General features: G+C 75.5%; 17 protein-coding genes and 1 pseudogene. 6 read left to right on the top strand and 12 right to left on the bottom strand.

Annotated elements, in window-relative coordinates; genetic code table 11:
• Window positions 1-50 precede the first annotated feature (50 nt).
• The gene (locus AB0C04_RS13870) at window positions 51-437 is read right to left on the bottom strand and encodes a hypothetical protein (RefSeq protein ID WP_357053108.1); all 387 of its coding nucleotides are present in this window, start codon (window positions 435-437) and stop codon (window positions 51-53) included.
• Window positions 438-617: 180 nt separating this feature from the next.
• Here AB0C04_RS13870 and AB0C04_RS13865 point away from each other — a divergent pair, with 180 nt between their 5' ends.
• Entirely contained in the window at window positions 618-5,201 is a 4,584-nt protein-coding gene (locus tag AB0C04_RS13865; RefSeq protein ID WP_357053105.1) for an ATP-dependent helicase, read from the top strand.
• A gap of 16 nt (window positions 5,202-5,217) precedes the next feature.
• On the opposite strand, the gene AB0C04_RS13860 is transcribed toward AB0C04_RS13865, so the two are convergent.
• The gene (locus tag AB0C04_RS13860) at window positions 5,218-5,787 is read right to left on the bottom strand and encodes a hypothetical protein (RefSeq protein WP_357053102.1); all 570 of its coding nucleotides are present in this window, start codon (window positions 5,785-5,787) and stop codon (window positions 5,218-5,220) included.
• 139 nt (window positions 5,788-5,926) lie between these two features.
• Between AB0C04_RS13860 and AB0C04_RS13855 the strand changes: the two genes are divergently transcribed.
• From AB0C04_RS13855 to AB0C04_RS13845, 3 genes and pseudogenes are all read left to right on the top strand, one after another.
• A complete protein-coding gene (locus AB0C04_RS13855) occupies window positions 5,927-6,418 on the top strand; it encodes a GNAT family N-acetyltransferase (protein ID WP_357053099.1) in 492 nt (163 codons plus the stop codon).
• Window positions 6,419-6,473: 55 nt separating this feature from the next.
• Window positions 6,474-7,309, top strand: a pseudogene (locus AB0C04_RS13850) (SAM-dependent chlorinase/fluorinase).
• Window positions 7,310-7,334: 25 nt separating this feature from the next.
• Window positions 7,335-7,577, top strand: a complete 243-nt coding sequence (locus AB0C04_RS13845; RefSeq protein ID WP_350869854.1) for a CPCC family cysteine-rich protein — start codon at window positions 7,335-7,337, stop codon at window positions 7,575-7,577.
• A 49-nt stretch (window positions 7,578-7,626) separates the two neighbouring features.
• Here the strand turns inward: AB0C04_RS13845 and AB0C04_RS13840 are convergent, their stop codons facing one another.
• Window positions 7,627-8,895 carry a hypothetical protein gene (locus tag AB0C04_RS13840; RefSeq protein ID WP_357053096.1) on the bottom strand — a complete coding sequence of 423 codons (1,269 nt, stop codon included), beginning with the start codon at window positions 8,893-8,895 and terminating at the stop codon, window positions 7,627-7,629.
• A 110-nt stretch (window positions 8,896-9,005) separates the two neighbouring features.
• Between AB0C04_RS13840 and AB0C04_RS13835 the strand changes: the two genes are divergently transcribed.
• Window positions 9,006-9,896, top strand: coding sequence for a zinc finger domain-containing protein (locus tag AB0C04_RS13835; RefSeq protein ID WP_357053093.1), 891 nt, complete (start codon window positions 9,006-9,008; stop codon window positions 9,894-9,896).
• A 170-nt stretch (window positions 9,897-10,066) separates the two neighbouring features.
• Window positions 10,067-13,750, top strand: coding sequence for a hypothetical protein (locus AB0C04_RS13830; protein ID WP_357053090.1), 3,684 nt, complete (start codon window positions 10,067-10,069; stop codon window positions 13,748-13,750).
• 14 nt (window positions 13,751-13,764) lie between these two features.
• Here the strand turns inward: AB0C04_RS13830 and AB0C04_RS13825 are convergent, their stop codons facing one another.
• From AB0C04_RS13825 to AB0C04_RS13785, 9 genes are all read right to left on the bottom strand, one after another.
• Window positions 13,765-14,550: a hypothetical protein gene (locus AB0C04_RS13825; protein ID WP_357053086.1), complete on the bottom strand. Its 786-nt coding sequence runs from the start codon at window positions 14,548-14,550 to the stop codon at window positions 13,765-13,767.
• Window positions 14,551-14,573: 23 nt separating this feature from the next.
• Window positions 14,574-15,443 (bottom strand): PspA/IM30 family protein, encoded by an 870-nt coding sequence (locus tag AB0C04_RS13820; protein ID WP_357053083.1) that lies wholly within the window; start codon window positions 15,441-15,443, stop codon window positions 14,574-14,576.
• Between the two features lie 199 nt (window positions 15,444-15,642).
• Window positions 15,643-16,098 (bottom strand): helix-turn-helix transcriptional regulator, encoded by a 456-nt coding sequence (locus tag AB0C04_RS13815; RefSeq protein WP_350869843.1) that lies wholly within the window; start codon window positions 16,096-16,098, stop codon window positions 15,643-15,645.
• A gap of 156 nt (window positions 16,099-16,254) precedes the next feature.
• Window positions 16,255-16,809 carry a CinA family protein gene (locus AB0C04_RS13810; protein ID WP_357053079.1) on the bottom strand — a complete coding sequence of 185 codons (555 nt, stop codon included), beginning with the start codon at window positions 16,807-16,809 and terminating at the stop codon, window positions 16,255-16,257.
• A 144-nt stretch (window positions 16,810-16,953) separates the two neighbouring features.
• Window positions 16,954-17,547, bottom strand: coding sequence for a CDP-diacylglycerol--glycerol-3-phosphate 3-phosphatidyltransferase (gene pgsA, locus AB0C04_RS13805; RefSeq protein ID WP_350869840.1), 594 nt, complete (start codon window positions 17,545-17,547; stop codon window positions 16,954-16,956).
• Window positions 17,548-17,615: 68 nt separating this feature from the next.
• Window positions 17,616-19,100, bottom strand: coding sequence for a 30S ribosomal protein S12 methylthiotransferase RimO (gene rimO / locus AB0C04_RS13800; RefSeq protein WP_357053726.1), 1,485 nt, complete (start codon window positions 19,098-19,100; stop codon window positions 17,616-17,618).
• 171 nt (window positions 19,101-19,271) lie between these two features.
• On the bottom strand, window positions 19,272-21,170 hold the full coding sequence (locus AB0C04_RS13795) for a hypothetical protein (protein ID WP_357053075.1): 1,899 nt from the start codon (window positions 21,168-21,170) through the stop codon (window positions 19,272-19,274).
• Between the two features lie 11 nt (window positions 21,171-21,181).
• Complete coding sequence (locus AB0C04_RS13790) at window positions 21,182-21,748, bottom strand: LemA family protein (protein WP_357053072.1); 567 nt, start codon at window positions 21,746-21,748, stop codon at window positions 21,182-21,184.
• A gap of 160 nt (window positions 21,749-21,908) precedes the next feature.
• Window positions 21,909-22,832 carry an ornithine cyclodeaminase family protein gene (locus AB0C04_RS13785; protein WP_357053069.1) on the bottom strand — a complete coding sequence of 308 codons (924 nt, stop codon included), beginning with the start codon at window positions 22,830-22,832 and terminating at the stop codon, window positions 21,909-21,911.
• Between the last annotated feature and the right edge of the window lie 11 nt (window positions 22,833-22,843).

Genomic DNA, 22,843 nt, shown 5'->3' with positions numbered 1-22,843 from the left:
ACTCACGGCGAGGGTTGAGCGGAGCCTCGGCCGGGCTCGGGAGCGGCGGGTCAGCGGGAGACGGCGTCCCCGGGGCGGACCGACTCGCTGGCGACCAGGTCGTGGCGCGGCGGCTCGGCCAGCAGGTCGGCGCGGCCGAGCTGGCGGGCGACCCGGTCCACCACCCGCTCGGCGGCGGCCAGTGAACGCACCGACAGCAGCCGGCCACGGCTCTCGCGGCGCAGCACGAAGTAGTGGACCGCCGCGCGGACCTGGCCGCGGTCGGCGGCGCTCGCGTGGGCGGTGGTGACGACCAGCTCGCGCAGGCAGCGGGCCAGCCGCTCGGCGAGTTCCAGCTCGGGCCCGTGCAGGCCGACGCGGACGGCGGCGAGATGGCTGTCGACCTTGCGGATGAGCACGTCGGTGCCGGGCTCGACGTTGCGCCGCTCGACCGGCATCCGATCCCCTCCGCCCCGATTCTTGTCCCGAGTGAAGTTACTTTATGTTGTGCATCACAAGCAAGCAGTTAAGTGAGACTTAACGCATCAAGCGTCATATCCGCCTCGTAAGCGCCGTTGCCGGACACAAACAGCGCTCCACCCGGCCGGGTTGTCACACCGGCGCGGCAGGATGGAGAGGTGGCGGATAAGACAGGCGGCCCCGACGCGGCGGGCACCGACGTGCTGGCCGGGTTCGGCCCGGCGACCCGGGAGTGGTTCCGCGCTGCCTTCGCCGCCCCCACCGCCGCCCAGGCCGGCGCCTGGCGCTCGGTCTCCGCCGGCCACAGCGCGCTGGTGGTGGCGCCCACCGGCTCCGGCAAGACGCTCGCCGCGTTCCTCTGGTCGCTGGACCGGCTGGCCCGCGAGCCCGCCCCGGCCGAGGCCCGGCACCGCTGCCGGGTGCTCTACGTCAGCCCGCTCAAGGCGCTCGCGGTCGACGTCGAGCGCAACCTGCGCGCCCCGCTCGCCGGCATCCGGCAGGCCGCCACCCGGCTCGGCGTCGCCCCACCCGAGATCACCGTCGGAATGCGCACCGGCGACACGCCGGCCGACGAGCGTCGGGCCTTCGCCCGCACCCCGCCGGACATCCTCATCACCACGCCCGAGTCGCTCTTCCTGCTGCTCACCTCCGCCGCGCGCGACTCACTGCGCGGCGTCGAGACGGTCATCGTCGACGAGGTGCACGCGGTCGCCGGGAGCAAGCGCGGCGCCCACCTCGCCCTCTCCCTGGAGCGCCTCGACGAGCTGCTGCCCGCCCCGGCCCAGCGGATCGGCCTCTCCGCGACGGTCCGGCCGATCGACGGCTGCGCCCAGTTCCTCGGCGGCGCGCGGCCGGTCGACGTGGTGCAGCCGCCCAGCGCGAAGACCATCGAGGTCGCCGTCCAGGTCCCGGTCGAGGACATGACCCGCCTCGACGAGCACGAGCAGCCGCCGGAGGACGACCTGGGCGGGCCGGGGCCCCGCCGCGCGTCGATCTGGCCGGCGGTGGAGGAGCGGGTCTTCGCCCTGATCCGGGCGCACCGCTCCACCATCGTCTTCACCAACTCCCGGCGCAGCGCCGAGCGGCTCTGCGCCCGGCTCAACGAACTGGCCGCCGAGGAGGTCGGTGACGCCCCGCCCGCCGGAGGCGGCGGCACCCGGCCGCCGGCCGAGGTGATGGCCCAGTCCGGGGCGGCCAGCGGCGCGGCGCCGGTGATCGCCCGGGCCCACCACGGGAGCGTCTCCCGCGAGGAGCGCAAGCACATCGAAGAGGCGCTCAAGTCGGGGCAGCTGCCGGCGGTCGTCGCCACCTCCAGCCTGGAGCTGGGCATCGACATGGGCGCGGTCGACCTGGTCGTGCAGATCGAGGCGCCGCCCAGCGTCGCCGCCGGACTGCAACGCGTCGGCCGGGCCGGGCACCAGGTCGGCGCGGTCTCCCGCGGGGTGGTCTTCCCCAAGCACCGCGGTGACCTGCTCTCCTGCGCGGTGGTCGCCGAGCGGATGAGTGACGGCGCGATCGAGGAGCTGCACTTTCCGCGTAATCCGCTCGACGTGCTGGCCCAGCAGGTGGTCGCGATGGTCGCGCTGGAGCCGTGGCGGGTCGGCGACCTCGCCGTGCTGGTGCGCCGCGCCGCGCCCTTCGCCGAGCTGCCCGACTCCGCGCTGCACGCCGTGCTCGACATGCTCTCCGGCCGCTACCCGTCGACCGCCTTCGCCGAGCTGCGTCCCCGGCTGGTCTGGGACCGGGCCGCCGACCTGCTCACCGGCCGTCCCGGCGCGCAGCGACTCGCGGTGACCAGCGGGGGCACCATCCCCGACCGAGGCCTCTTCGGCGTCTTCCTGGCCGGCGCCGAACGCGCCGCCCGGGTAGGTGAGCTCGACGAGGAGATGGTCTACGAGTCGCGGGTCGGCGACGTCTTCCTGCTCGGCTCCTCCTCCTGGCGGATCGAGGAGATCACCCCCGACCGGGTGCTCGTCTCTCCCGCCCCCGGGCAGGCGGCCCGGATGCCCTTCTGGAAGGGCGACTCGCTGGGCCGGCCGGTCGAGCTGGGCCGCGCCATCGGCGCCCGGATCCGCGCGCTGCTGCGGCAGAGCGACGAGGCGGCGATCAGCGCCCTGCGCGCCGGTGGGCTCGACGACTGGGCGGCCGGCAACCTGATGGCCTACCTGCGCGAGCAGCGGACGGCCACCCGCTCACTGCCCGACGACCGGACGATCGTGGTCGAGCGGTTCCGCGACGAGCTGGGCGACTGGCGGCTCGCGGTGCACAGCGTCCTGGGTGCCAAGGTCAACGGGCCCTGGGCGCTCGCCATCGGGCGTCGGCTGGCCGAACGCTACGGGGTGGACGCGCAGGTGATGCCCTCCGACGACGGCATCGTGGTGCGCCTGCCCGACACCGCCGAGGAGCCGCCGGGCGCCGACGTGGTCGCCTTCGAGCCCGACGAGATCGCCCAGCTGGTCGAGGAGTCGGTCGGCACTTCCGCGCTCTTCGCCTCGCGGTTCCGCGAGTGCGCGGCGCGGTCGCTGCTGCTGCCCCGCCGCGACCCGCGCCGCCGGCAGCCGCTCTGGCAGCAGCGCCAGCGCGCCGCCCAGCTGCTCGACGTCGCCCGGGAATACGCCGACTTCCCGGTCACCCTGGAGGCCGCCCGGGAGTGCCTCCAGGACGTCTTCGACCAGCCGGCACTTGCCGAGCTGATGGGTGACCTGGCCGCCCGCAAGGTCCGGCTGGTCGAGGTGGAGACGAGCCAGCCCTCACCATTCGCCCGCTCGCTGCTCTTCGGCTACGTCGGGGCGTTCCTCTACGAGGGCGACGCCCCCCTCGCCGAGCGGCGGGCCGCCGCGCTGGCGCTGGATTCCGCCCTGCTCGGTGAGCTGCTCGGCCGGGTCGACCTGCGTGAGCTGCTCGACCCGGCGGTGCTCGTCGAGACCGAGCGGCAGCTGCGCTGGCTGACCGAGCAGCGCCGCCCGCGCGACGCGGAGGACGTCGTCGAGCTGCTCCGGGTGCTCGGCGACCTCAGCACGGTCGAGCTGGCTGAGCGCGGAGCGCCGGTCGAGTGGCTCACCGAGCTCGAGGCGGCCCGGCGGGTGCTGCGGGTCCGCATCGCCGGCGAGGAGCGCTGGGTCGGAGTGGAGGACGCCGCCCGGCTGCGCGACGCGCTCGGTGTGGCGCTGCCGGTCGGGGTGGCCGAGGCCTATCTCGCGCCGGTCGCCGACCCGCTCGGTGACCTCGTCGCCCGCTACGCCCGCACGCACGGCCCGTTCGCCGCGGCCAGCTGCGCGGCCCGGTTCGGGCTCGGCGTCTTCGTCGTGGAGCAGGCGCTGCGCCGGCTCGCCGCCACCGGCCGGGTGGTCTCCGGCGAGTTCACCCCGGACACCGCCGGCAGCCAGTGGTGCGACGCCGAGGTGCTGCGGCTGTTGCGCCGCCGTTCGCTGGCCGCGCTGCGCCGCGAGATCGAGCCGGTGCCACCCCGGGCGCTGGCCGCCTTCCTGCCCCGCTGGCAGCAGGTCGGCTCGTCCGCCCGCGGGGTGGAGGCGCTGGCCGCGGCGGTCGAGCAGTTGCAGGGCGCGGCGGTGCCGGCCTCGGCGCTGGAGCGTCTGGTGCTGCCCGGCCGGGTCGCCGACTACTCCCCCGCCCAGCTCGACGAGCTCTGCGCCAGCGGCGAGGTGCTCTGGGCCGGCTCCGGTGCGATCTCCGGTGGGGACGGCTGGGTCACCCTCGCCTACGCCGACGCGGCGCCGCTGCTGCTCCCGCCGACGGACGAGGCACTGGCCCTCACCCCGCTGCACGAGGCGGTGCTCGACGCCCTCGCCGACGGTCAGGCGCTCTTCTTCCGCCCGCTCGCCGATCGGGTCAACTGCACCGACGACGCCGCGCTGACCGCCGTCGTCTGGGACCTGGTCTGGGCCGGGCACCTCACCAACGACACCCTCGCCCCGCTGCGGGCGGTGCTCGGCGCCGGCGGGGCGCACCGGTCCCGGCCGTCCGCGCCGCGGACCCGCTACCGCCGGCCCGGCCGGGTGGCCCTGCCCACCCGCAGCGGCCCGCCCACGGTGGCCGGGCGCTGGTCACGGCTGCCCGAACGCGACACCGACCCGACCCGACGGGCCGCCGCCCTGGCCGACGTGCTGCTCGAACGGCACGGCGTGGTCACCCGGGGCGCGGTCGTGGCCGAGCAGGTTGTCGGCGGCTTCGCGGCGGTCTATCCGGTGCTCTCCGCGCTCGAGGAGCGCGGCGCGGCCCGCCGGGGCTACTTCGTCGAGGGGCTGGGCGCGGCGCAGTTCGCCGTGCCCGGCGCGGTCGACCGGATCCGGGCCCTGGCCGAGCCCGCCGACGGCGCCCGGGGGCAGGCCGTGGCGCCCCTGGTGCTCGCCGCCACCGACCCGGCCAATCCCTATGGCGCCGCCCTGCCCTGGCCGGAGCGGGCGGTCGACTCGGGTGACGGCGACGCACCGGCCAGTGGGCACCGGGCCGGCCGAAAGGCGGGAGCCCTGGTCGCGCTGGTCGGCGGCGACCTGGCGCTCTATGTGGAGCGGGGTGGCCGCACGCTGCTCTCCTTCACCGCCGACGCCGACGCGCTCGCCGCGGCCGCCAAGGCGCTGGCCGACGCGGTCCACTCCGGTGCGCTGGGTGCCATCTCGGTCGAGCGCGCCGACGGCGAGGCGGTGCACGCCTCGCCGCTGCGCGACGCGTTGACCGCCGCCGGTTTCCGGGCCACCCCCCGCGGCCTGCGCCTGCGCGGCTGACCAGCCGGTCGGGTCGCTACAGGCCGGCGAGCACCCGCTCGTAGCGGGGGCGGTCGGCGGCCGGCGTCCGGGCCTCCAGATAGTTGAGCACCACCGGACCCCGGCGGTACGACTGGCCGCCCCAGGTCGCGGCGAGATCGCCGGCGCTGGTCTCGTCGGGGAAGACGTAGACCGTGACCGCGTCGGTGGCGATCAGCTCGGAGCAGCCCAGGCCGAGCCCGTCGGGTCCACAGTCGACGGAACGGTCGCGGGGGTTGGGCACCTTCAGGCCGGCGCTCCGGAACGCGTCGATCACCTGCTTGGCTCCGGGCGCGCCGGCCGGGCGGCGGGGCAGCACCACCGGTGGCGGGCTGGCCGGGCGACGCTCGGTTGGCGGCTGCACGGCCGGGGCGTCCCCGGCCCGGGGAACCGCCGGGGGCGAGTCGGCGGCGGTCGGCGACACCAGCGGGGACGGGCTGGCCACGGCGGACGGGCTGGCCGCTGGCGGGGCGGCTGCGGGCCGGTCGCCGTCGGCACCACCGCAGCCGGTGGTGAGGGCGGCGGCGATCACGAGTACCGCGACGGCGGGCAGGCTCCGATGTGTCACCAGGGCAGTCTGCCGAACCGGCCCGGGCGGCGGCAGTGGCCGGTCGGCCAGTCGCCGTGTCCCATATCCGCCAGCTCGAAAGACCCGCGCCGCCGGGGTGGCCCCCGGCTACCATCCGGTGCCGGCGAGGGAGGGTGACGTGGACGGGATCACGGTACGGGCGGCGCGGCCGGGCGAGCGGACCGCGGTGGACACGCTGCACGAGCGGGAATGGGGCGGCCCGTACGTCATCGCCCACGACACCCGCTACGACCTGCGTACGCTGCCGACGTTGGTGGCGGTGGACGCCGCCGGCGCGCTGCTCGGCGCCCTCGCCCACCACCGCGACGGCGACGGGCTGGAGGTGGTCAGCCTGGTGGCCGGCGTGCCCGGTGGCGGCGTCGGCACCGCACTGCTGGCCGCGGCGGCGCAGACCGCCCGGTCGGCGGGGCTGGCCCGGCTCTGGCTGATCACCTCCAACGACAACCTCCGGGCGCTGCGGTTCTACCAGCGGCGCGGCCTGCGGCTGGTCGGGGTGGACCCGGGCGCGGTGGACCGGGCCCGACGGCTCAAGCCGGAGATCCCGCTGACCGGCGAGGACGGCATCCCGCTGCACGACGAGCTGATCCTGGAGCTGCGCACCGCACCCTGACCTCCACCCCGAGGCGAACCCACGTGGGCCGGGCCTCGGGCGTTAGCCTGCCGGCATGCCCGCCGCACCCTGGATCTCGCTGACCACCGACTACGGCCTCACCGACGGCTTCGTGGCCGCCTGCCACGGTGTGATCGCCCGGATCGCGCCGGGCGCCCGGGTGATCGACGTGACCCACCTGGTGCCACCCGCCGACGTCCGGCGCGGCGCGACGGTGCTCGCCCAGACCGTGCCGTACCTGCCGGTCGGGGTGCACGTGGCGGTGGTCGATCCGGCGTCGGCACGGCACGCCGCGGGATCGCCCTGGCCAGCCCGGGCGGGTTCCTGGTCGGGCCGGACAACGGGCTGCTGCTCGACGCCGCCGACGCGCTGGGCGGGGTGAGCGCCGCGGTCGAGCTGACCGACCCGGCCTGGCTGGCGCCCCGGGTGTCCGGCACCTTCCACGGCCGGGACGTCTTCGCGCCGGTCGCGGCGCGGCTCGCGCTCGGCGCGCCGCTGGCCGAGGCCGGTCCCGCGCTCGATCCGACTGAGCTGGTCCGGCTGCCGACGCCGGTGGTGACCGCGCACGCCGGGGGCTTCACCGCCGAGGTGCTGACCGTGGACACCTTCGGCAACGTTCAGCTCGCCGCCGCGGCGGAGCTGCTGGACGGGCTGCCGCCGGCGGTCCGGGTCACCGCGCCGGCGCCCGGAGCGGCCGTGGACTCCGGTCCCGACTGGCCGGCGGTACGCGGCCGGACGTTCGGCGACGCGCCTCCGGGCGCCCTGGTGGTGCACCCCGATTCGGCGGGCCGGGTGGCCGTGGCGGTCAACCGTGGTCGGGCGGTGGAGCTGCTCGGCGTGACGCCCGGTGACCTGCTGACCATCCACGGTCGAGTGCGGGTGGGCGACTGATTCTCAACTGTGGAATGCTGCCCCGGTGGGTGAGCACTGGGTTCCCGTTGCCTGTCCCTGCTGCGCCTCCCGGACCGGTGGTGGCACCTGCCCGGTCTGCTTCTGGACGGACGACGGTCAGTCCGACACCGACGCCGACGTGGTTCGCGGCGGCCCCAACGGCGACCTGAGCCTGACCCACGCCCGACTCAACTTCGCCGTCTACGGCGCCAGCCACCCGCGCTATCAGGACATGGTCCGCCCGGCCCGCCCGGACGAGCGCCCCTGACCCCCGACCCGCCCGCGGCGCCGGAGGGCTCCGGGCGGTCGGGCCCGGGTCAGCAGCGCGGCACGGTGGCGCCGTAGACGGCCGAGATGTACGCGTGGCTGACGTACTGCCCGCTGGCCAGGCGGTTCCACCGGGTGGTGGTGCGGTACGGCCCGCTGACCGACTGGCCGGTCACGTAGCACTCGATCGGCACGTTGGCGTAGCGGGCGGCCAGTCCCCGGACCGCGTAGCCGGTGCCCGCGCCGCTACGGATGTTGAGTGGCCCGTCGCCGACCACGCCACGCGATCCGCCACCGGTCCACAGGTAGGCCACGTCGACCCAGGCGTTCGTGGTGAGTTGCAGCCCGTCCCAGAAGGTGCCGTCGGCCAGGTCGATGCCGGCCGGGTTGAGCACGGTACGGCCGAACTGGTCCCGCCCACCGTTGTAACCGGACTGGTAGGCGGCCTGCGCCTCGGGCCGGCCCTGCGGCAGGTCCTTCCAGTTCTCCCGGACCCAGCTCGGGTTCCAGTAGTCGTCCCGGGTGTTCCACGGCCCGACGTCCCAGACCGGGGCGTACTCGCAGCGGCTGCCGGTGGTGGTGCAGACCCGGACGGTGTAGTCGCCGCTGTTCTGCGGCGCGAGCCCGCGCCGGGACGGCAGCGCGACGAAGTGGTCCCGCGGTTGGACGATCCGCCCGTTGGCGGTGGTCTCGCCGACCAGCCCGATCCGGGTCGCGTACACCCGGTAGGTGCGCGCGGGGATGGTGGCGGAGACCGCGGCCCGCGAGTCCGCGCTGAGCTGGACCTCGGTGACCGTGGCGGCGGCCCGGGCGTCGCGGGCGGTGAGCACCACCCGGGTCTGCACCCGGGTGACCGGCCGGTCGAAGACCGCTCCGGCGGCGGCGCTGCGCCACTCGGTCCAGCCGCTCGCGCGCCAGCCGCGCACCTGGGCCTCCACCGTGGCGCCCGGGGCGGTCCGCGCGGTCACCTCGGCCCGGACCCGGGTGACCGGCCGCGACAGGGTGCGCGGCGCGGTGAGCAGGATCCCCTCGGCTGCCGCGCTGTGCGGGCTGCGGGCGGCCCGGGCCGGGCTCGGGCGGGCGTCGCGCAGCCGGAGCCCGGCCGGGGTACGCCGCACGTTGACGTCGTCGCCGTCGACGACCGAGAGATCGATGCTCCACCGGTCGACGGTCGGTGCGGCGGGAGCGAGGGTGAGGGCGGTGCCGTGGGTCGGCGCGGCCGGTACCGGGCCGGCGGCGGGCACCAGCGCGACGATGAGAGCGAGGGAGAGGGTAGCGGCGAGGACGGCGGGACGGACACGACAACGAGCTACTTTCATGTGCATTCTCCTCAGAACTCCCTGATAGTCCCCTTATCGGGAGATCGAGCGGAAGTACGGTACAAATAGCGATACATGCGAATGCGGCTCGGACGAGAGAGGATGGGAGGATGCCCGAAGGCGACACCGTCTGGAACACCGCCCGCGTCCTGCACCGCGCGCTGGCCGGTGCGACGCTGACCGCGAGCGACTTCCGGGTTCCACAGCTGGCCACCACGGACCTGACCGGCTGGACCGTGCGTGAGTCAGCCAGCCGCGGCAAGCATCTGCTGCTCCGCCTGACCGCCCCGACCACCGCCGCCCCGACCACCGCCGCCCCGGCCACCGACGCCGCCCCGGCCACCGACGCCGCCCCGGCCGACGCCGGCACCGGCGAGCCGGTGCGGGAGCGGCACTGGACGCTGCACTCGCACCTGCGGATGGACGGCGCCTGGCGGGCGTACGCCCCCGGGGAACGCTGGTCCGCCCGGCCGGCGCACCTGATCCGGGTGGTGCTGCGCAGCCCCGGGGCGGTGGCGGTCGGCTATCACCTGCACGAGCTGGCGCTGCTGCCCACCGCGGCGGAGGAGAGCCTGGTCGGCCACCTCGGCCCCGACCTGCTCGGCCCCGACTGGGAGGTGGCCGAGGCGGCCCGTCGGCTGGCCGCCGACCCGGACGCCACCATCGGCGAGGCGCTGCTCGACCAGCGCAACCTGGCCGGCATCGGCAATCTCTACAAGTGCGAGCTGCTCTTCCTGCGCGGCCTCTCGCCGTGGACGCCGGTGCGCGCGGTACCCGACCTGCCCGGCCTGGCGACCCTCGCCCAGAAGCTGCTCGCGGCGAACCGGGGGCGCTGGACGCAGAGCACCACCGGCTCGCTGCACCGGGGGCAGACCAGCTACGTGTACGGCCGACGCGCCCAGCCGTGCCGCCGCTGCGGCACCGCCATCCGCAAGCAGGAGCTGGGTGAACGGGTCACCTACTGGTGCCCGAGGTGCCAACCGGAACTCCCGGCCGGCTGACCGCCCGGGCCCACCCCACCCGCCGCCCAGAAACGGACGATTGGGTAATTCCTAACCGGCCGTCGGCGTCGCATGCTGCGTTTGGACGCTCACCGATCGTCAGCAGAGCCGGCCCGACCGGGTCGCCACGCCGGGGTGGCAACGGTCGCGCCCCGACCCCGGGGAGAGCCATGGCGATGTTTCGCAGACTCCGGGCCACCTGGACCGACCGCGCGGCGCGCGGCGCCAACGGCCACACCGTCGAGGCCGACCGGGCGGCGGCCGCCGTACCGGCCGCCCGGACCGCCGAGGGCGCTGCCGCCCCGGCACCGGCGAGCCTGGACCCCGCCGCCGTGCCGCGGTGCTTCGGCCCGGTGCCGAACTTCGCCCACAGCCCGCGGCCGGTCTGCGACGCCGACGACCGGGTGCTGGCCGGCACCGGGCTGCGCAAGTTCGTCGACGCGCTGCCGCGCCCCGGGCCGCTCGGCCGCACCGAGCTGGGCGGCTACCTGCCCGTGGCGGTGCCCGACACCATCAGCTACCCGGGCTGCGACTACTACGAGATCGGGCTGCAGCAGTACGCCCAGCGGCTGCACCGGGACCTGCCGGCCACCCGGCTGCGCGGCTATCGGCAGCTCAACCTCGGCACCGACCCGGCCGGGCACAACACCGTCGCACCGCCCGGCCGGCCGTGGTTCCTCGGCCCGCTGATCCGGGCCCGCCGGGGCCGGCCGGTCCGGATCAAGTTCATCAACCAGCTCCCCACCGGCCGGGCCGGCGAACTCTTCCTGCCGGTCGACGAGAGCGTCGAGGGGGCCGGCATCGGGCCGCTGGACGGCCCGGCGCCGTACCCGCAGAACCGGGCGGTGCTGCACCTGGCCGGCGCACAGACCGGCTGGATCAGCGCGGGCAACCCGTGGCAGTGGGTCACCCCGGCCGGCGAGATCACCCCGTACCCGAACGGGACCGGACTGACCCACGTCCCGGACATGCCACCGCCCGGAGCCGGCGCCACCACGCTCTACTACCCGAACGAGCAGAGCGGCCGGCTGATGTGGTTCCACGACAACACCGTCGGCCTGGCCCGGCTGACCGTCTACTCCGGACAGCTCGCGCTCTACCTGCTCACCGACCCGGCCGAGGAGCAGCTCGTCGCCGACGGGGTGCTGCCCGAGGACGAGCTGCCGCTGGTGATCCAGGACAAGACCTTCGTGCCGGACGACACCCAGCTCGCCGGCGAGGATCCGACCTGGGACCGGGACCGCTGGGGTTCCCGGGGCAGCCTCTGGCACCCGCACGTCTACCAGCCCCGGCAGAACCCGTACCGCGGCGGCGGGCTCAACCCGACCGGCCGCTGGGACTACGGGCCGTGGTCGCGTACCGCGACGGACGGTGGTCCCGACCTCGACGGCCACCCGCGCGCGGCCACCGACCCGAACGGGACCGGGACGGGGCACCCCGGGCCGGTGCCGAACCCGCATCACGACCCGGTGGCCGCCGCCGAGGAGCCACCGCTGACGCCGGGCGTGCCGCACCCCAGCGCGGTGCCCGAGACGTTCGGTGACACCCCGCTGGTCAACGGGGTCGCCTACCCCTACCTGGAGGTGCAGCCCCGCACGTACCGGTTCCGGATCCTCAACGCCTGCCTGGACCGCAGCCTCAACCTCCAGCTCTACCGGGCCCGCTCGGACGCGCCGATGTGGGACGACGAGGGCAACCTGCTCGACGCCGACGCCGGGGAGGTGCCGATGGTGCCGGCGGTGCGGGCCCCCGGCCGGCCCGCACAGTGGCCGGTCGACGGGCGCGACGGCGGGGTGCCGGACCCGGACGCGGCCGGGCCCGAGCTGATCCAGGTGGGCAACGACGGTGGGCTGCTGCCCACCCCGGTGGTGATCCCGAACCGGCCGGTCGGCTACCGGTACGACCGGCGTGACCCCACCGTGCTGAACGTCGACGGGCACGCCCTGCTGCTCGCCCCCGGCGAGCGGGCCGACGTCGTGGTGGACTTCTCCGCCGTGCCCCCGGGCGGCACCCTGATCCTCTACAACGACTGCCCCGCCCCGCTGCCCGGCTTCGACCCGCGCTACGACCACCACACCGACGGGCCGGACCGGACCGTCGAGGGCGGCGCACCCGCCACCCGCCCCGGCTACGGCCCGAACACCCGCACCCTGCTCCAGTTCCGGGTCAACGGCACCCCGGCGCAGCCGTATGACCTGACCCGGCTCCGGGAACGGCTGCCCCGCGCGTACGCGGCCAGCCAGCGCCCGCCGATCGTGCCGCAGCCGGCCTACGACCCGGCGATCGGCACCCGGACGACGATGGCGACGGTGGTGCCGGTGCACGCCACCACGGTCGCCTTCACCCCGCCCGGCGGCGCCGCCCCGGTCACCGTGCCGATCGCCGTCAAGGCCGTGCAGCAGATCTTCGAGCCCGGCCACGGCCGGCTCGCCGGTCGGCTCGGCGTCGCCCACCCGCACGCCGGCCCGCTCACCCCCGCCACCCTGCCCCTCGGCACCACCGACCCGGCTACCGAGATCCTCTTCGCCGCCGACCCAGCGGTCCCCGTCGGCGCCCCGGCCGACGGCACCCAGCTCTGGCGGATCGTGGGCAACAGCCGGCAGACCGAGCCGATCCGCCTGGACGGCTGCGACCTCCAGGTGGTCAACCGGGTCGGCTGGGACGGCACGATCCGGCCGCCCGACGGCGGTGAGCTGGGCTGGAAGGAGGTCGTCCGGGTCAACCCCCGGGAGGACGTGATCGTGGCGCTGCGCCCGATCGCCCCGGTCCTGCCGTTCAAGGTCGGCGACAGCGTCCGGCTGCTCGACCCGTCACGTCCGGCCGGCGCCAGGACCGGCTCGACCCCGGTCAGCCCGGTCGACGGCCGGCCCGCGCTGGTGGTCAACCAGCTGGTCAACCTCGGCTGGGAGTACCGCTGGCACACCCAGCTCGCCGGGCACCGTGACCTGGGGATGAGCCGGCCGCTCGTGCTGCGGGTCTCGCCCCGGGCACCCACCGGGCTGACCGCCACCCCCGCCCCCGGCTCGGCCACCGCGCTGCCGGCGATCGCGCTGGCCTGGACCGGCAACGGCGGTCGCCCCCCGGCCACCAGCCACCTGCTGCAGCGGGCCACCGACGCCACCTTCACCGACGGGCTCACCACGATCACCGTGGCCGCCACCGCGACCCGCTACACCGACGCCACGGTCACCCCCGGCGTCACCTACCACTACCGGATCCGGGCCGAGAACGCGGTCAGCTGCTCGTCCTGGTCGAACAGCGTGCCGGCGTCGGTGCAGCTCACCGCCCCGGCCGGGGTGACCGCGGCGGTACCGCCGGCCGCACCGCTGCGAATCTCGGTGCGCTGGGCGAACCGCTCCTTCGCCACCGGCATCGACGTGCAGCGGGCCACCAACCCGACCTTCACCAGCGGCCCGGGCACCACCGCAATCGGCGTCGGCGACAACCACCTGGACGCCGCCGTGGCCCCGGACACCACGTACTACTACCGGGTGCGGACCACCTACCTCGGCGCGGCCTCACCCTGGTCGACGGTGGCCGCGGTGACCACGCCACCGGCGCCGGCCACGCCGACCTCGGTGAGCGGCACCGCCGCCACGCCGGGACCGGACACCGCGACGGTGATCCTGGGCTGGGCGCCCGGCGCCGCCGCCGGGCCGGGCTCGGGGTTCATCGTGCAGCGGGCGCTGGACCCGGCGTTCGGCCAGGAGGTGGCCACCTTCACGGTGAGCGGACGCGGCTTCACCAACACGGGGCTGGCCCGCGGTGTGACGTACCACTACCGGATCCGGGCGTTCAACGTGGTCGGCAGCTCACCGTTCACCGCCCCGGTCGCGATCACCACGCCGCCGTGACCCGGGACGGACGGTCAGCGGGTGGGAGCGCGCAGCGTGTCACCGACCGCGCGCAGCTCGGCCAGCGCCGCGGCCACGCCGTGCAGCAGGTCGGTCGCCTCGGTCAGCCGGGACGCGGCCGGGTGCGGGCCGTCGGGACGGGCGTCCTCGGCCACGTAGCCGGCGGCGGCCACCACCAGCCGCTCGTACGCGGCGACGCCGCTCTCCAGCTGCTCGGTGAGCACCCGGTGCGCGTCGGCCAGCGGCGGCCGGGCGTCGACCGGGGCGAGGCGCAGCGCCCGTTCCACGCTCGCCACCCGGTGGGCGAGGTCCCGCAGCGACCGGTCGGCGGCGGCGGCCTCCAGCGCGGCCGGCTCGGCGATCCCGGTCAGCCGGTTCGCCATCCCGGCGAGGGTGAGCGCCGCCCGGTCCAGCCGGGCCCACGACGCGGCCGCGCCGGTGCCACGCAGCGCCACCCGGGCACGGACCCGCCGTACCTCGGACAGCACGCCGGGGCCGATCGGAAGGCGTTCGACGGCGGCGACCAGCCGGGCCCGGGAGCGGGCGGCGGCCTCCGCCGGGTCGAGCGCCGGCGGCGCCGGCTGGGCGGCCAGCGCCCGCAGGTCGATCCAGCGCCAGGCGGCGAGCGCCACCGCGCTGCCCGCGGCACCCACCCAGGCCGCGTCGGGCAGCCCGAGCCCGGCGTACGGGGTCAGCACGACCGCCGCGCCGCCGAGCCCGCCGGCCAGCACGCTCCACCGCCGGGCGGAGCGGCGCAGCCGGCTCAGCCGCCGGAAGTGCCGCGTACGCTCGTCTGCCACCCTGACCTCCTCGGACCGGCCGCTCAGCCGGCGGCGGTGGTGTCTCCGGTGCCCCGCTCGCGGGCCATGCTGGCCCGGAGCTCGTCGAGCCGGGCCGCGGCGGCCGGATCGGTGGCCGGCCCGGCCGGCGTCGGCTGCTCCGCGGCCGGCCGCTGCTGCGCGCCGAGCTGCTCGCCGGCCATGCTCGACCGGATCTGCTCCAGCCGGGCCGAGCCGGCCGAGTCGAGCGTCGCCTTCTGGATCTCGAGCATCCGGCCCTCGGCCGAGTTGCCGGCCAGCTCGGCGCGGCCCATCGCGTTGGCGTAGCGGCGCTCGATCCGGTCCCGCACCTCGTCCAGCGAGGGAGTGGTGCCGGGGGCGGTGAGCGCCGACATCGACTCCAGCGAGCGGGCCACGCTCTCCTGCATCTTGGCCTGCTCCAGCTGGCTGAGCAGCTTGGTGCGCTCGGCGAGGCGCTGCTGGAGGATCATCGAGTTGTTCTCGACCGCCCGGCGGGCCTGAGCTGCCGCGCCGAGCGCCTGGTCGTGCAGGGTCTTCAGGTCCTCGGTGGCCTGCTCGGCGGTGACCAGCTGGGTGGCCAGGGTCTGCGCGGACTGCTCGTAGCGCCCCGCCTCGGCCTCGTCGCCCCGGGTCCGGGCCTGGTCGGACAGGACCAGCGCCTGCCGGGCGTTGGCCTGGAGGCGTTCGACCTCGGACATCTGCCGGGAGAGCTTCATCTCCAGCTGGCGCTGGTTGCCGATCACCGCGGCGGCCTGCTGGACGAGCGCCTGGTGCTGGCGCTGCGACTCCTCGATGGCCTGCTGGATCTGAACCTTCGGGTCCGCGTGCTCGTCGATCCGGGCGCCGAAGAGCGCCATCAGGTACTTCCACCCCTTGACGAACGGGTTGGCCATCTCCGCGGTCCCCTCAGTAACGTCGCTCCGCCTCGACGATGCCGGGTGGGACGACCCCGCCCTGGCGCGGCAGCCTCTCCATCGTCCCAGCCGAGCGCCAGACCGGCACCCGTACCGGCGAGCCGACGGGCCGACACCCTCCGCGATCAAGCCTACGCGGACCGGGCGATGCCGGCCATGGCGTGCGTGCGGGCGGGAATCAGGCGGCGCAGACCACGTCGCGGTCGCGCTTCGCGGAGCGGACCCGGGTGCTTCGCAGGGTGGCCTTGAGCGGCGAGTCCTGGCGGACCGAGACGGCGACCTTGCCGTCCGCGCTGACCTGGCGGACGCCCCGGCCGGCGGACCTGGCCACCGCACCCGCCGGCACCTTGGCGGGCTCGGCCGGCTCGTCGTGCACCGGGACCAGCACGTTGGGCATCTGCTCGGCGAGCGCGACGGTGTCGCTGACCTCACGCAGCAGCTCGGAGAGGCGCGCGCCGAGCGCGTCGCAGATCGCCGCCAGCAGCTCGCTGGACGGCTCCTTCTGGCCGCGCTCGATCTCGGAGAGATAGCCGAGGCTGACGTTGGCGGCGGAGGAGACCTCGCGCAGGGTGCGCTGCTGCCCCTGCCGGCGCGCCCGCAGTGCGTCACCGATCACCCGGCGTAGCAGGACCATCGCACCTCCCCCTGAGGGCTGAACTCGCTCCGGGCGACCGCACGACCGGACGCGGCGGACCGCGCCGGCCCCGACCACCGGAGCCTTCCCGCAACCGTACCCGTTGCCGGGCCCGCCGACATCCCGCCCCGCCCGTCAGATCCGCCCGGCGCCGCTTCAGTGGCCGACGGCCGCCGGGTCGGCCTCGGCCGCCTCGGCGTCAGCCACGTCCGCCTCGCGGATCCGCTCGGCCAGCAGCCGCAGCGCCTCGATCACGGCGGCGGAGCGGATGTGGTCCCGACCGCCGTCGAGGTCGAGCTGCCGGACGACGGTGCCGTGCGGCCCGGCCACCGCCGTGTAGACCAGCCCGACCGGCTTGCCGTCCTGGGGCTCCGGACCGGCCACGCCGGTGGTGGCCACCCCCCAGTCGGCACCGCAGCGGCGCCGGCCTCCCTCGGCCAGCGCCACCGCCACGTCCGGGTCGACCGGGCCACGCTCAACCAGCAGCCCGGTCGGCACCCCGGCCAGCTCCGCCTTCAGCTCGGTCGCGTAGACCACCAGGCCGCCCCGGTAGACCCCACTGACCCCGGCGATCTCCACGACGGCGGCGGCGAGCAGCCCGCCGGTGAGCGACTCGACGGTGGCCAGCGTCTCGTGCCGTTCGGCCAGGCTGTGCACCACTCCCGCCGCCGGGCTGCCGACCGGCCGCTCGCCGTTGGCGTCGCTCTCCATGCCCCCGCCCTTCCCCCTCCGGCGTCCAATCAACCCGACCGGCTCCCGACCAGCCATCCTGCCCCAGTTCGGTGGATCATGAGGTGAACCAGGTTTTCCCGCACGTCAACGCCGGGGTCGACGCGACGCAGCGCTGGAGGCGGGTCAGGGGCGCGGGCGGCGCAGGCGGACGGCCTGAGCGATGTAGTCGAAACCGGTGACCACCGTCACCAGGACCGCCGCGGCCATGATCCAGGGGCCGACCGGTGCGAGGGCGTCGGGCATCGGCCAGAAGTACCAGGCGATGGCGAGGATCTGGAGCGCAGTCTTGATCTTGCCGCCACGGCTGGCCGCAATCACGCCGTGCCGGATCACCCAGAACCGCAGCGCGGTGATGCCGAGTTCGCGGACCAGGATGACCGCCGTCACCCACCAGGGCAGCCGGTCGTACCAGCTGAGCAGCACCAGGGCGGCGCCGGTGAGCGCCTTGTCGGCGATCGGGTCGGCCACCTTGCCGACCGAGGTGACCAGCCCGAAGCGGCGGGCGATCCAACCATCGACCAGGTCGGTCGCCGAGGCGATCGCGAAGATCAGACAGGCCGCCATCTGCCAGCCGGCGTGCGTCATCTGAGAGGCGACCACGGTGGCCGCGAAGACCGGTACCAGCAGCAGGCGCAGCGCGGTCAGCGCGTTGGCCGCGTTGAGCAGCGGAACCGCACGGACCACCCGGGCCGGCGTCGACTCGGTCGCCCCGGTCACCGCCGTCCTCCGCCGTGGCGTTCCCGGTACCCCACCGCGTGCCCTCCCCGCCTCGTCCGGGCCCGCCGTCACCGTGCCGCGCCGGGCGCCGCCGAGATCATCTCATCCGGTACGGCGAGCAGATCCACGCCTTCGGTACCGGTCACCGTCGCCCGGACCAGGTCGCCGGGACGCAGCGCGGAGAGATCGACACCGCCGCCCTCGGGGGCGACCAGCGTGGTGGAGCCGTCCACCTCGGGGGCCTGGTGCGCCGCCCGCCCCTCGACGACACCGTCGTCGACCGAGTCGACCAGGACCTCGACCGTCGAGCCGAGCCGCTCCTCGGCCCGCTGCGAGCAGAGCTCGTCGGCGAGCGCGCTGAGCCGGTCGTAGCGACGCTTGATGGTGGCGGCGGAGACCTTGCCGGGCAGCCCGGCGGCCTCGGTGCCGTCCTCGTCGCTGTAGTCGAACATGCCGATCGCGTCGAGCCGCGCCTCGGTGAGGAACCGGACCAGCTCGCTGACGTCGGCGCGGGTCTCGCCCGGGAAGCCGACGATGAAGTTGCTCCGCGCCCCCGCCTCGGGGGCGAGCGACCGGGCGCCGGCCAGCAGCTCCAGGAAGCGGTCGGTGGAGCCGAACCGGCGCATCCGGCGCAGCACCGGCTCGCTGGAGTGCTGGAACGACAGGTCGAAGTAGGGCGCCACACCCGGCGTGGTGGCGATCGCCTCGACCAGGCCGGGCCGGGTCTCGGCCGGCTGGAGGTAGCTCACCCGCACCCGGACGATGCCGTCGACCCCGGCGAGCTGCGGAAGCAGCTTCTCCAGCGCCCGCGGGTCGCCCAGGTCCTTGCCGTACGACGTCGAGTTCTCGCTGACCAGCACCAACTCCCGGACCCCGGTCTTGGCCAGCCACTCCGCCTCGGCGAGCAGCTCGTCCGGCGTACGCGAGACGAAAGCGCCGCGGAAGGCGGGGATGGCGCAGAACGCGCAGCGGCGGTCGCAGCCGCTGGCCAGCTTGAGCGAGGCGACCGGACCGGTGTCCAGCCGGCGGCGCAGCACCTGGCGCAGGTGCGCCGGGGTGTGCTCGTCGGTCTCCACGGCCGTCCGGGCCAGCGTGCCGTGCCCGGGCAGCGACACCGCCGCCTCGCGACGCTTCACCGGGGTGAGCGGCAGCAGTTCACGGCGGTCGCGCGGGGTGTGCGCGGTCACCGTCTCGCCGGCCACCACCGCGTCCAGCCGGGCGGCGATCTCCGGGTAGTCGTCGAAGCTGAGTACCGCCTGCGCCTCGGGGAGGCTGTCGGCCAGCTCCCGGCCGTACCGCTCGGCCATGCAGCCGGCGGCGACCACCTTGGCGCCGGTCCCGGCGGCGGCCAGCAGGGTCTGGATCGAGTCCTGCTTGGCCTTCTCCACGAAGCCGCAGGTGTTGACGACCACCACGTCGGCCCCCTCGCCGTCGGTGGTGACCTGCCAACCGTCGGCGTGCAGCCGCGCGGCCAGCTCCTCCGAGTCGACCTCGTTGCGGGCACAGCCCAATGTCAGCAGGGCGACGCGGCGGCCCGCGGCGGCGGACGACAGCTCCGGGTCGCGGCGCGGCGCGAGACGCGGCGAGCTGGAGTTGTCGGAAGAGGAGATGGCAGACACCCTCCGAGGGTACCGGGCCGATCAGGTGGTCCCACGCACGTGGGCTGCCCGGCGGCCTGGCGAAAGGCCCGGCCGCGCAACCGGCTCGGCTGCCCGGCCCACCCCTCAGCCGGCCCCGCTGGGCTGCGGGGCGGGCTCGCTCGGCAGCCGGGAGAGAGCGGTGGCGAGCAGACCGGACAGCTGGGCGGCCTCGATCCCGCCGCCGCCCGGCCCGCGGAGCAGGAGCAGCACAAGGTCACCGCGCCGGCCGACCACCCGGTCCGGGCCGGCGTACGCCTCGTCACCCACACCGGGCAGCGGCGTACCGGTGGCCCGGCCGAGCGTCATGTTGAACTGCGCCGTCACTCCCCGCCCGACGTGAAGACCGAGCACGGTGGCTCCCCTGCCGTCGACGAACGCGGCCATTCCCCGCACCTGGCCGGCGGTCCCCTCCGCCCGCGCCAACGACACCCGCCGACCGGTCGCCGCGCTCACCTCCGCGGCGGTGAGCAGCCGGTCCGGCCGGACCGCGGCGTGAGTCGCGGTGGCGGGCAGATCGGCGTCGGCCAAGGTCTCGTCGTCGGCGTCCGCACCGAGATCGGCGGGCTCGGGCGCGGCCCGCTGGACGCCCACCCCGATCACCCGCCGGGTCCACGGCCGGACCCGGGCGGTGACCACGTCACCGAGCCGGCACTCACCGGCGATCTGCTGCGGCAGGATCCAGGCGCGAAGCTGGTCACCGTGGCCGTCGTCGATGACGAGGTGATGGTTGATCGGCCGCCCCGGACCGTCGTCGGAACTCTGCCGCTGCCAGACCTGGTGCCAGAGCACCTCGCCGGTGACCGTGGCCGGGGCGACCAGGTCGAGCAGTGCCCGGAGGAGGAGGTATCCGGCGAGGCCGAGCAGCGCGAACCCGAGGGCGACGATGCCGAGCGTGACCGGACCGGCCTCGGCGAGCCGCGTCCATGACGCCCGCCCATCGCTCGACGACTGCCCGGCCGAGTCGAGGAACAACCCGCCGACCACCCGGGCGAACGTCCAGCCCAGCAGAGCGGCGATCAGGGCACGGAAGACGATCCAGCCCAGCGCCTGGCCGTACCGGGGAAGACCACCCGGATAGCTGACGCTGACCCGCCGCCAACGGCCCCCGTACGACGACCAGAGGCGACGCCGGTCGGCCATGCCGAGGTCGATCACGTGCGAGGCCACCCGGGTGACGCCGAGCGCGGCACCGTACGCCAGGTAGCGGTCCCAGACCGCGACGGCGGCCGGGGGCAGGTCCGCGAAGGACTCGTGCCCGGCGAGCCAGGCGCGCAGGCCCAGCCAGCGGGCGGCGACGGTCCGGCCGGTCGGGGTGTCGCGCTCCCCCAGGTCGCGGACCGCGACGCCGGCGAGCGCGACCGTGGTGACGAGGAACGCGGCGACGAACCCGAACTGGTCCTCGCCGGAGCGGGTCACGTAATGCCAGGCGCCGGCCGCGACCCCGGCGCCGGCGACACCGCCGAGCACGCTGAGCAGGACGACCAGGGTGCGGGAGAACCGCCGGCGGGAGAGCCCGAGCCGCCGGGCGTCGGCCAGGACCGATCGACGCAATCGCTTGGACCAGGCGGCGGACCGTCCGGCGTCGGCGAACCCCAGTGCGGTCAACGGCACCACCCCGTCGACCGCGCGTTCGGCCACCCGGTCGAAGACCTGCCGCTCGTACCGGTTGAGGTCCTCGGGAGCGCGGCCAGCCAGGTGCACCGTGGTGTGGCGCGGGTCCGGGCCGGTCTGGCGCAGCTCCAGGTAGTGGCGCGCGGCGAGGTCGAGCAGGGTGGACTCGGCGGCGTCGACGGTGATCCGCCACCGGTTGGCCAGCAGGCTGACCACCGCCGGTGGCTCCTGGCCGGGGAACTCCATGGCCGCGGGTGCGGGGGTCACGGCGGCCGGTCGGCTGGCAAGCCGGGTGATCCAGTAGACCGCGGCCCAGACGGCGAGACTCGCGAACGGCAGGCCGATCTCGATGACGGGGTCGGGAACGTCCATCGCGGCGGCGGCTAGAACTGGACGGAGACGTCGGCGCGCTCCGCGCCGGTCGCGGCGAAGTACGGCTCCGGACGGAAGCCGCCCACTCCGGCGACGATATTGGTCGGCAGGGTCTGCACGGCGGTGTTGAGCGACTGGACGGCGCTGTTGTAGAACTGCCGCGCGTAGGCGATCTTGTCCTCGGTGGCGGCCAGTTCGCGCTGAAGCTCGGCAAAGTTCTCACTCGCGCGCAGCTGCGGGTAGGCCTCCGCGACGGCGAAGAGCCGCCCGAGCGCCGCTGTCAGGGTGCCCTCGGCGTCGACCCGCGCCGCCCCACCGCCAGACGCCGTCGCCGCCGCGGCACGCGCGTTGGTCACCGCCTCCAGCGTCGCCCGCTCGTGCGCCGCATAGCCCTGCACCGTCGCCACCAGGTTGGGGACCAGGGAATGCCGGCGTTTCAGCTGGACGTCGACCTGCGCCCAGGACGCCTGGACCTGGGCCCGCAACCGGACGAGTCGGTTGTAGCCGCCGATCGCGACGATCAGCAGCACGACGACGAGCACCACCAGGACGGCTATCAGCACCAGCCCGAGGTTCATGTCACCTCACGTTCGGGTTGCTGCGCCGCGCGCATCACGGCGTCGCACCCATCATGATCGGTTCCCCGAGCCAGCAACTCAGCCCTGTCACCCATGCGACCGTCCACTGTTCGGACAGACCGCCCGCGCTGGCGTCCGAGGGCTGCCGGGGCCTTACCGGTCAGCCCGTCGCGGCACCCACCCGGGCCAGCCGGTCGAGCAGGTAGACCTCGGTGCCGGCCAGGCCGGTGGAGCAGAAGACGGAGATCTGGTCCGCGTCGGTCCGGCCGGGGACCGCCCCGGCGAGCACCGCGCCCAGGTCATGCAGCCGTCCGGCGTACGCGGGCAGCGCGGCGAGCATCGGCGGGTCGTACGCGGCCGCCTGAGCGGGCGAGTCGGTGACCAGGAGAGCGGCGCTGTCGAGCAAATCGAGCCCGAACTCGGCGCGGTCGTGCTGCTTGAAGCCGACCGCGTTGACGTGGGTGCCCGGGGCCAGGTGGGCGGCGTCGAGCACCGGTGCCTCGCTGGTGGTGGCGAGCACCACGATGTCGCGGTCGCGGACCGCCGCCTGGGCCGAGTCGACCGCTCGGGCCGGTACGTCCAGCTCGGCGCGGACCCGGGCGGCGAATGCCTCCCGGCGGGCGGCCGAGCGGCTGTGCACGGTCACCTCGCGCAGTGGGCGCACCGCTGCGGCGGCCCACACCTGCGTCCAGGCCTGCCGGCCGGAGCCGATCACGCCGAGCGTCACCGCGTCGGGTCGGGCCAGCGCGTCCACCGCCACACCCCCCAGGCCGCCGGTGCGCCGCGAGCCCAGCTCCTCGCCGACCGCCACCGCCCGCACCGCCCCGGTACGTCCGTCGTGCAGCACCACCAACTGCTCGGACTCCGGGTGGCCGAAGGTGTCGTACGAGCGGTAGCCGTACCACTCGCCGGTGAGGTGCCCGGCGGTCAGCACCATCCGGCCCCCACCCAGCGAGGCCGAGGCGCGCGGCGGGGCGACCAGCCGACCGTCGTACGCGGCCAGCACGGCGGCGCGCATGGCGTCGACCGTGGTGGCGGCGTCCAGCGCGGCGGACACGTCGGAGTCGGTGAAGAGCACGGTCATGACGGCAATCC

Origin of the sequence: Micromonospora sp. NPDC048909, from assembly GCF_040649635.1 — a bacterium.
Lineage (GTDB): Bacteria > Actinomycetota > Actinomycetes > Mycobacteriales > Micromonosporaceae > Micromonospora.
The sequence above is the reverse complement of the archived record's forward strand: the minus strand, read 5'-3'. Positions and strand labels throughout refer to the sequence as shown.

Coding starts and splice junctions, on each gene's coding strand:
- AB0C04_RS13870 (WP_357053108.1), bottom strand. CDS start 437: ATGCCGGTCGAGCGGCGCAACGTCGAGCCCGGCACCGACGTGCTCATC.
- AB0C04_RS13840 (WP_357053096.1), bottom strand. CDS start 8,895: ATGAAAGTAGCTCGTTGTCGTGTCCGTCCCGCCGTCCTCGCCGCTACC.
- AB0C04_RS13835 (WP_357053093.1), top strand. CDS start 9,006: ATGCCCGAAGGCGACACCGTCTGGAACACCGCCCGCGTCCTGCACCGC.
- AB0C04_RS13830 (WP_357053090.1), top strand. CDS start 10,067: ATGGCGATGTTTCGCAGACTCCGGGCCACCTGGACCGACCGCGCGGCG.
- AB0C04_RS13820 (WP_357053083.1), bottom strand. CDS start 15,443: ATGGCCAACCCGTTCGTCAAGGGGTGGAAGTACCTGATGGCGCTCTTC.
- AB0C04_RS13815 (WP_350869843.1), bottom strand. CDS start 16,098: ATGGTCCTGCTACGCCGGGTGATCGGTGACGCACTGCGGGCGCGCCGG.
- AB0C04_RS13810 (WP_357053079.1), bottom strand. CDS start 16,809: ATGGAGAGCGACGCCAACGGCGAGCGGCCGGTCGGCAGCCCGGCGGCG.
- AB0C04_RS13795 (WP_357053075.1), bottom strand. CDS start 21,170: ATGGACGTTCCCGACCCCGTCATCGAGATCGGCCTGCCGTTCGCGAGT.
- AB0C04_RS13790 (WP_357053072.1), bottom strand. CDS start 21,748: ATGAACCTCGGGCTGGTGCTGATAGCCGTCCTGGTGGTGCTCGTCGTC.
- AB0C04_RS13785 (WP_357053069.1), bottom strand. CDS start 22,832: ATGACCGTGCTCTTCACCGACTCCGACGTGTCCGCCGCGCTGGACGCC.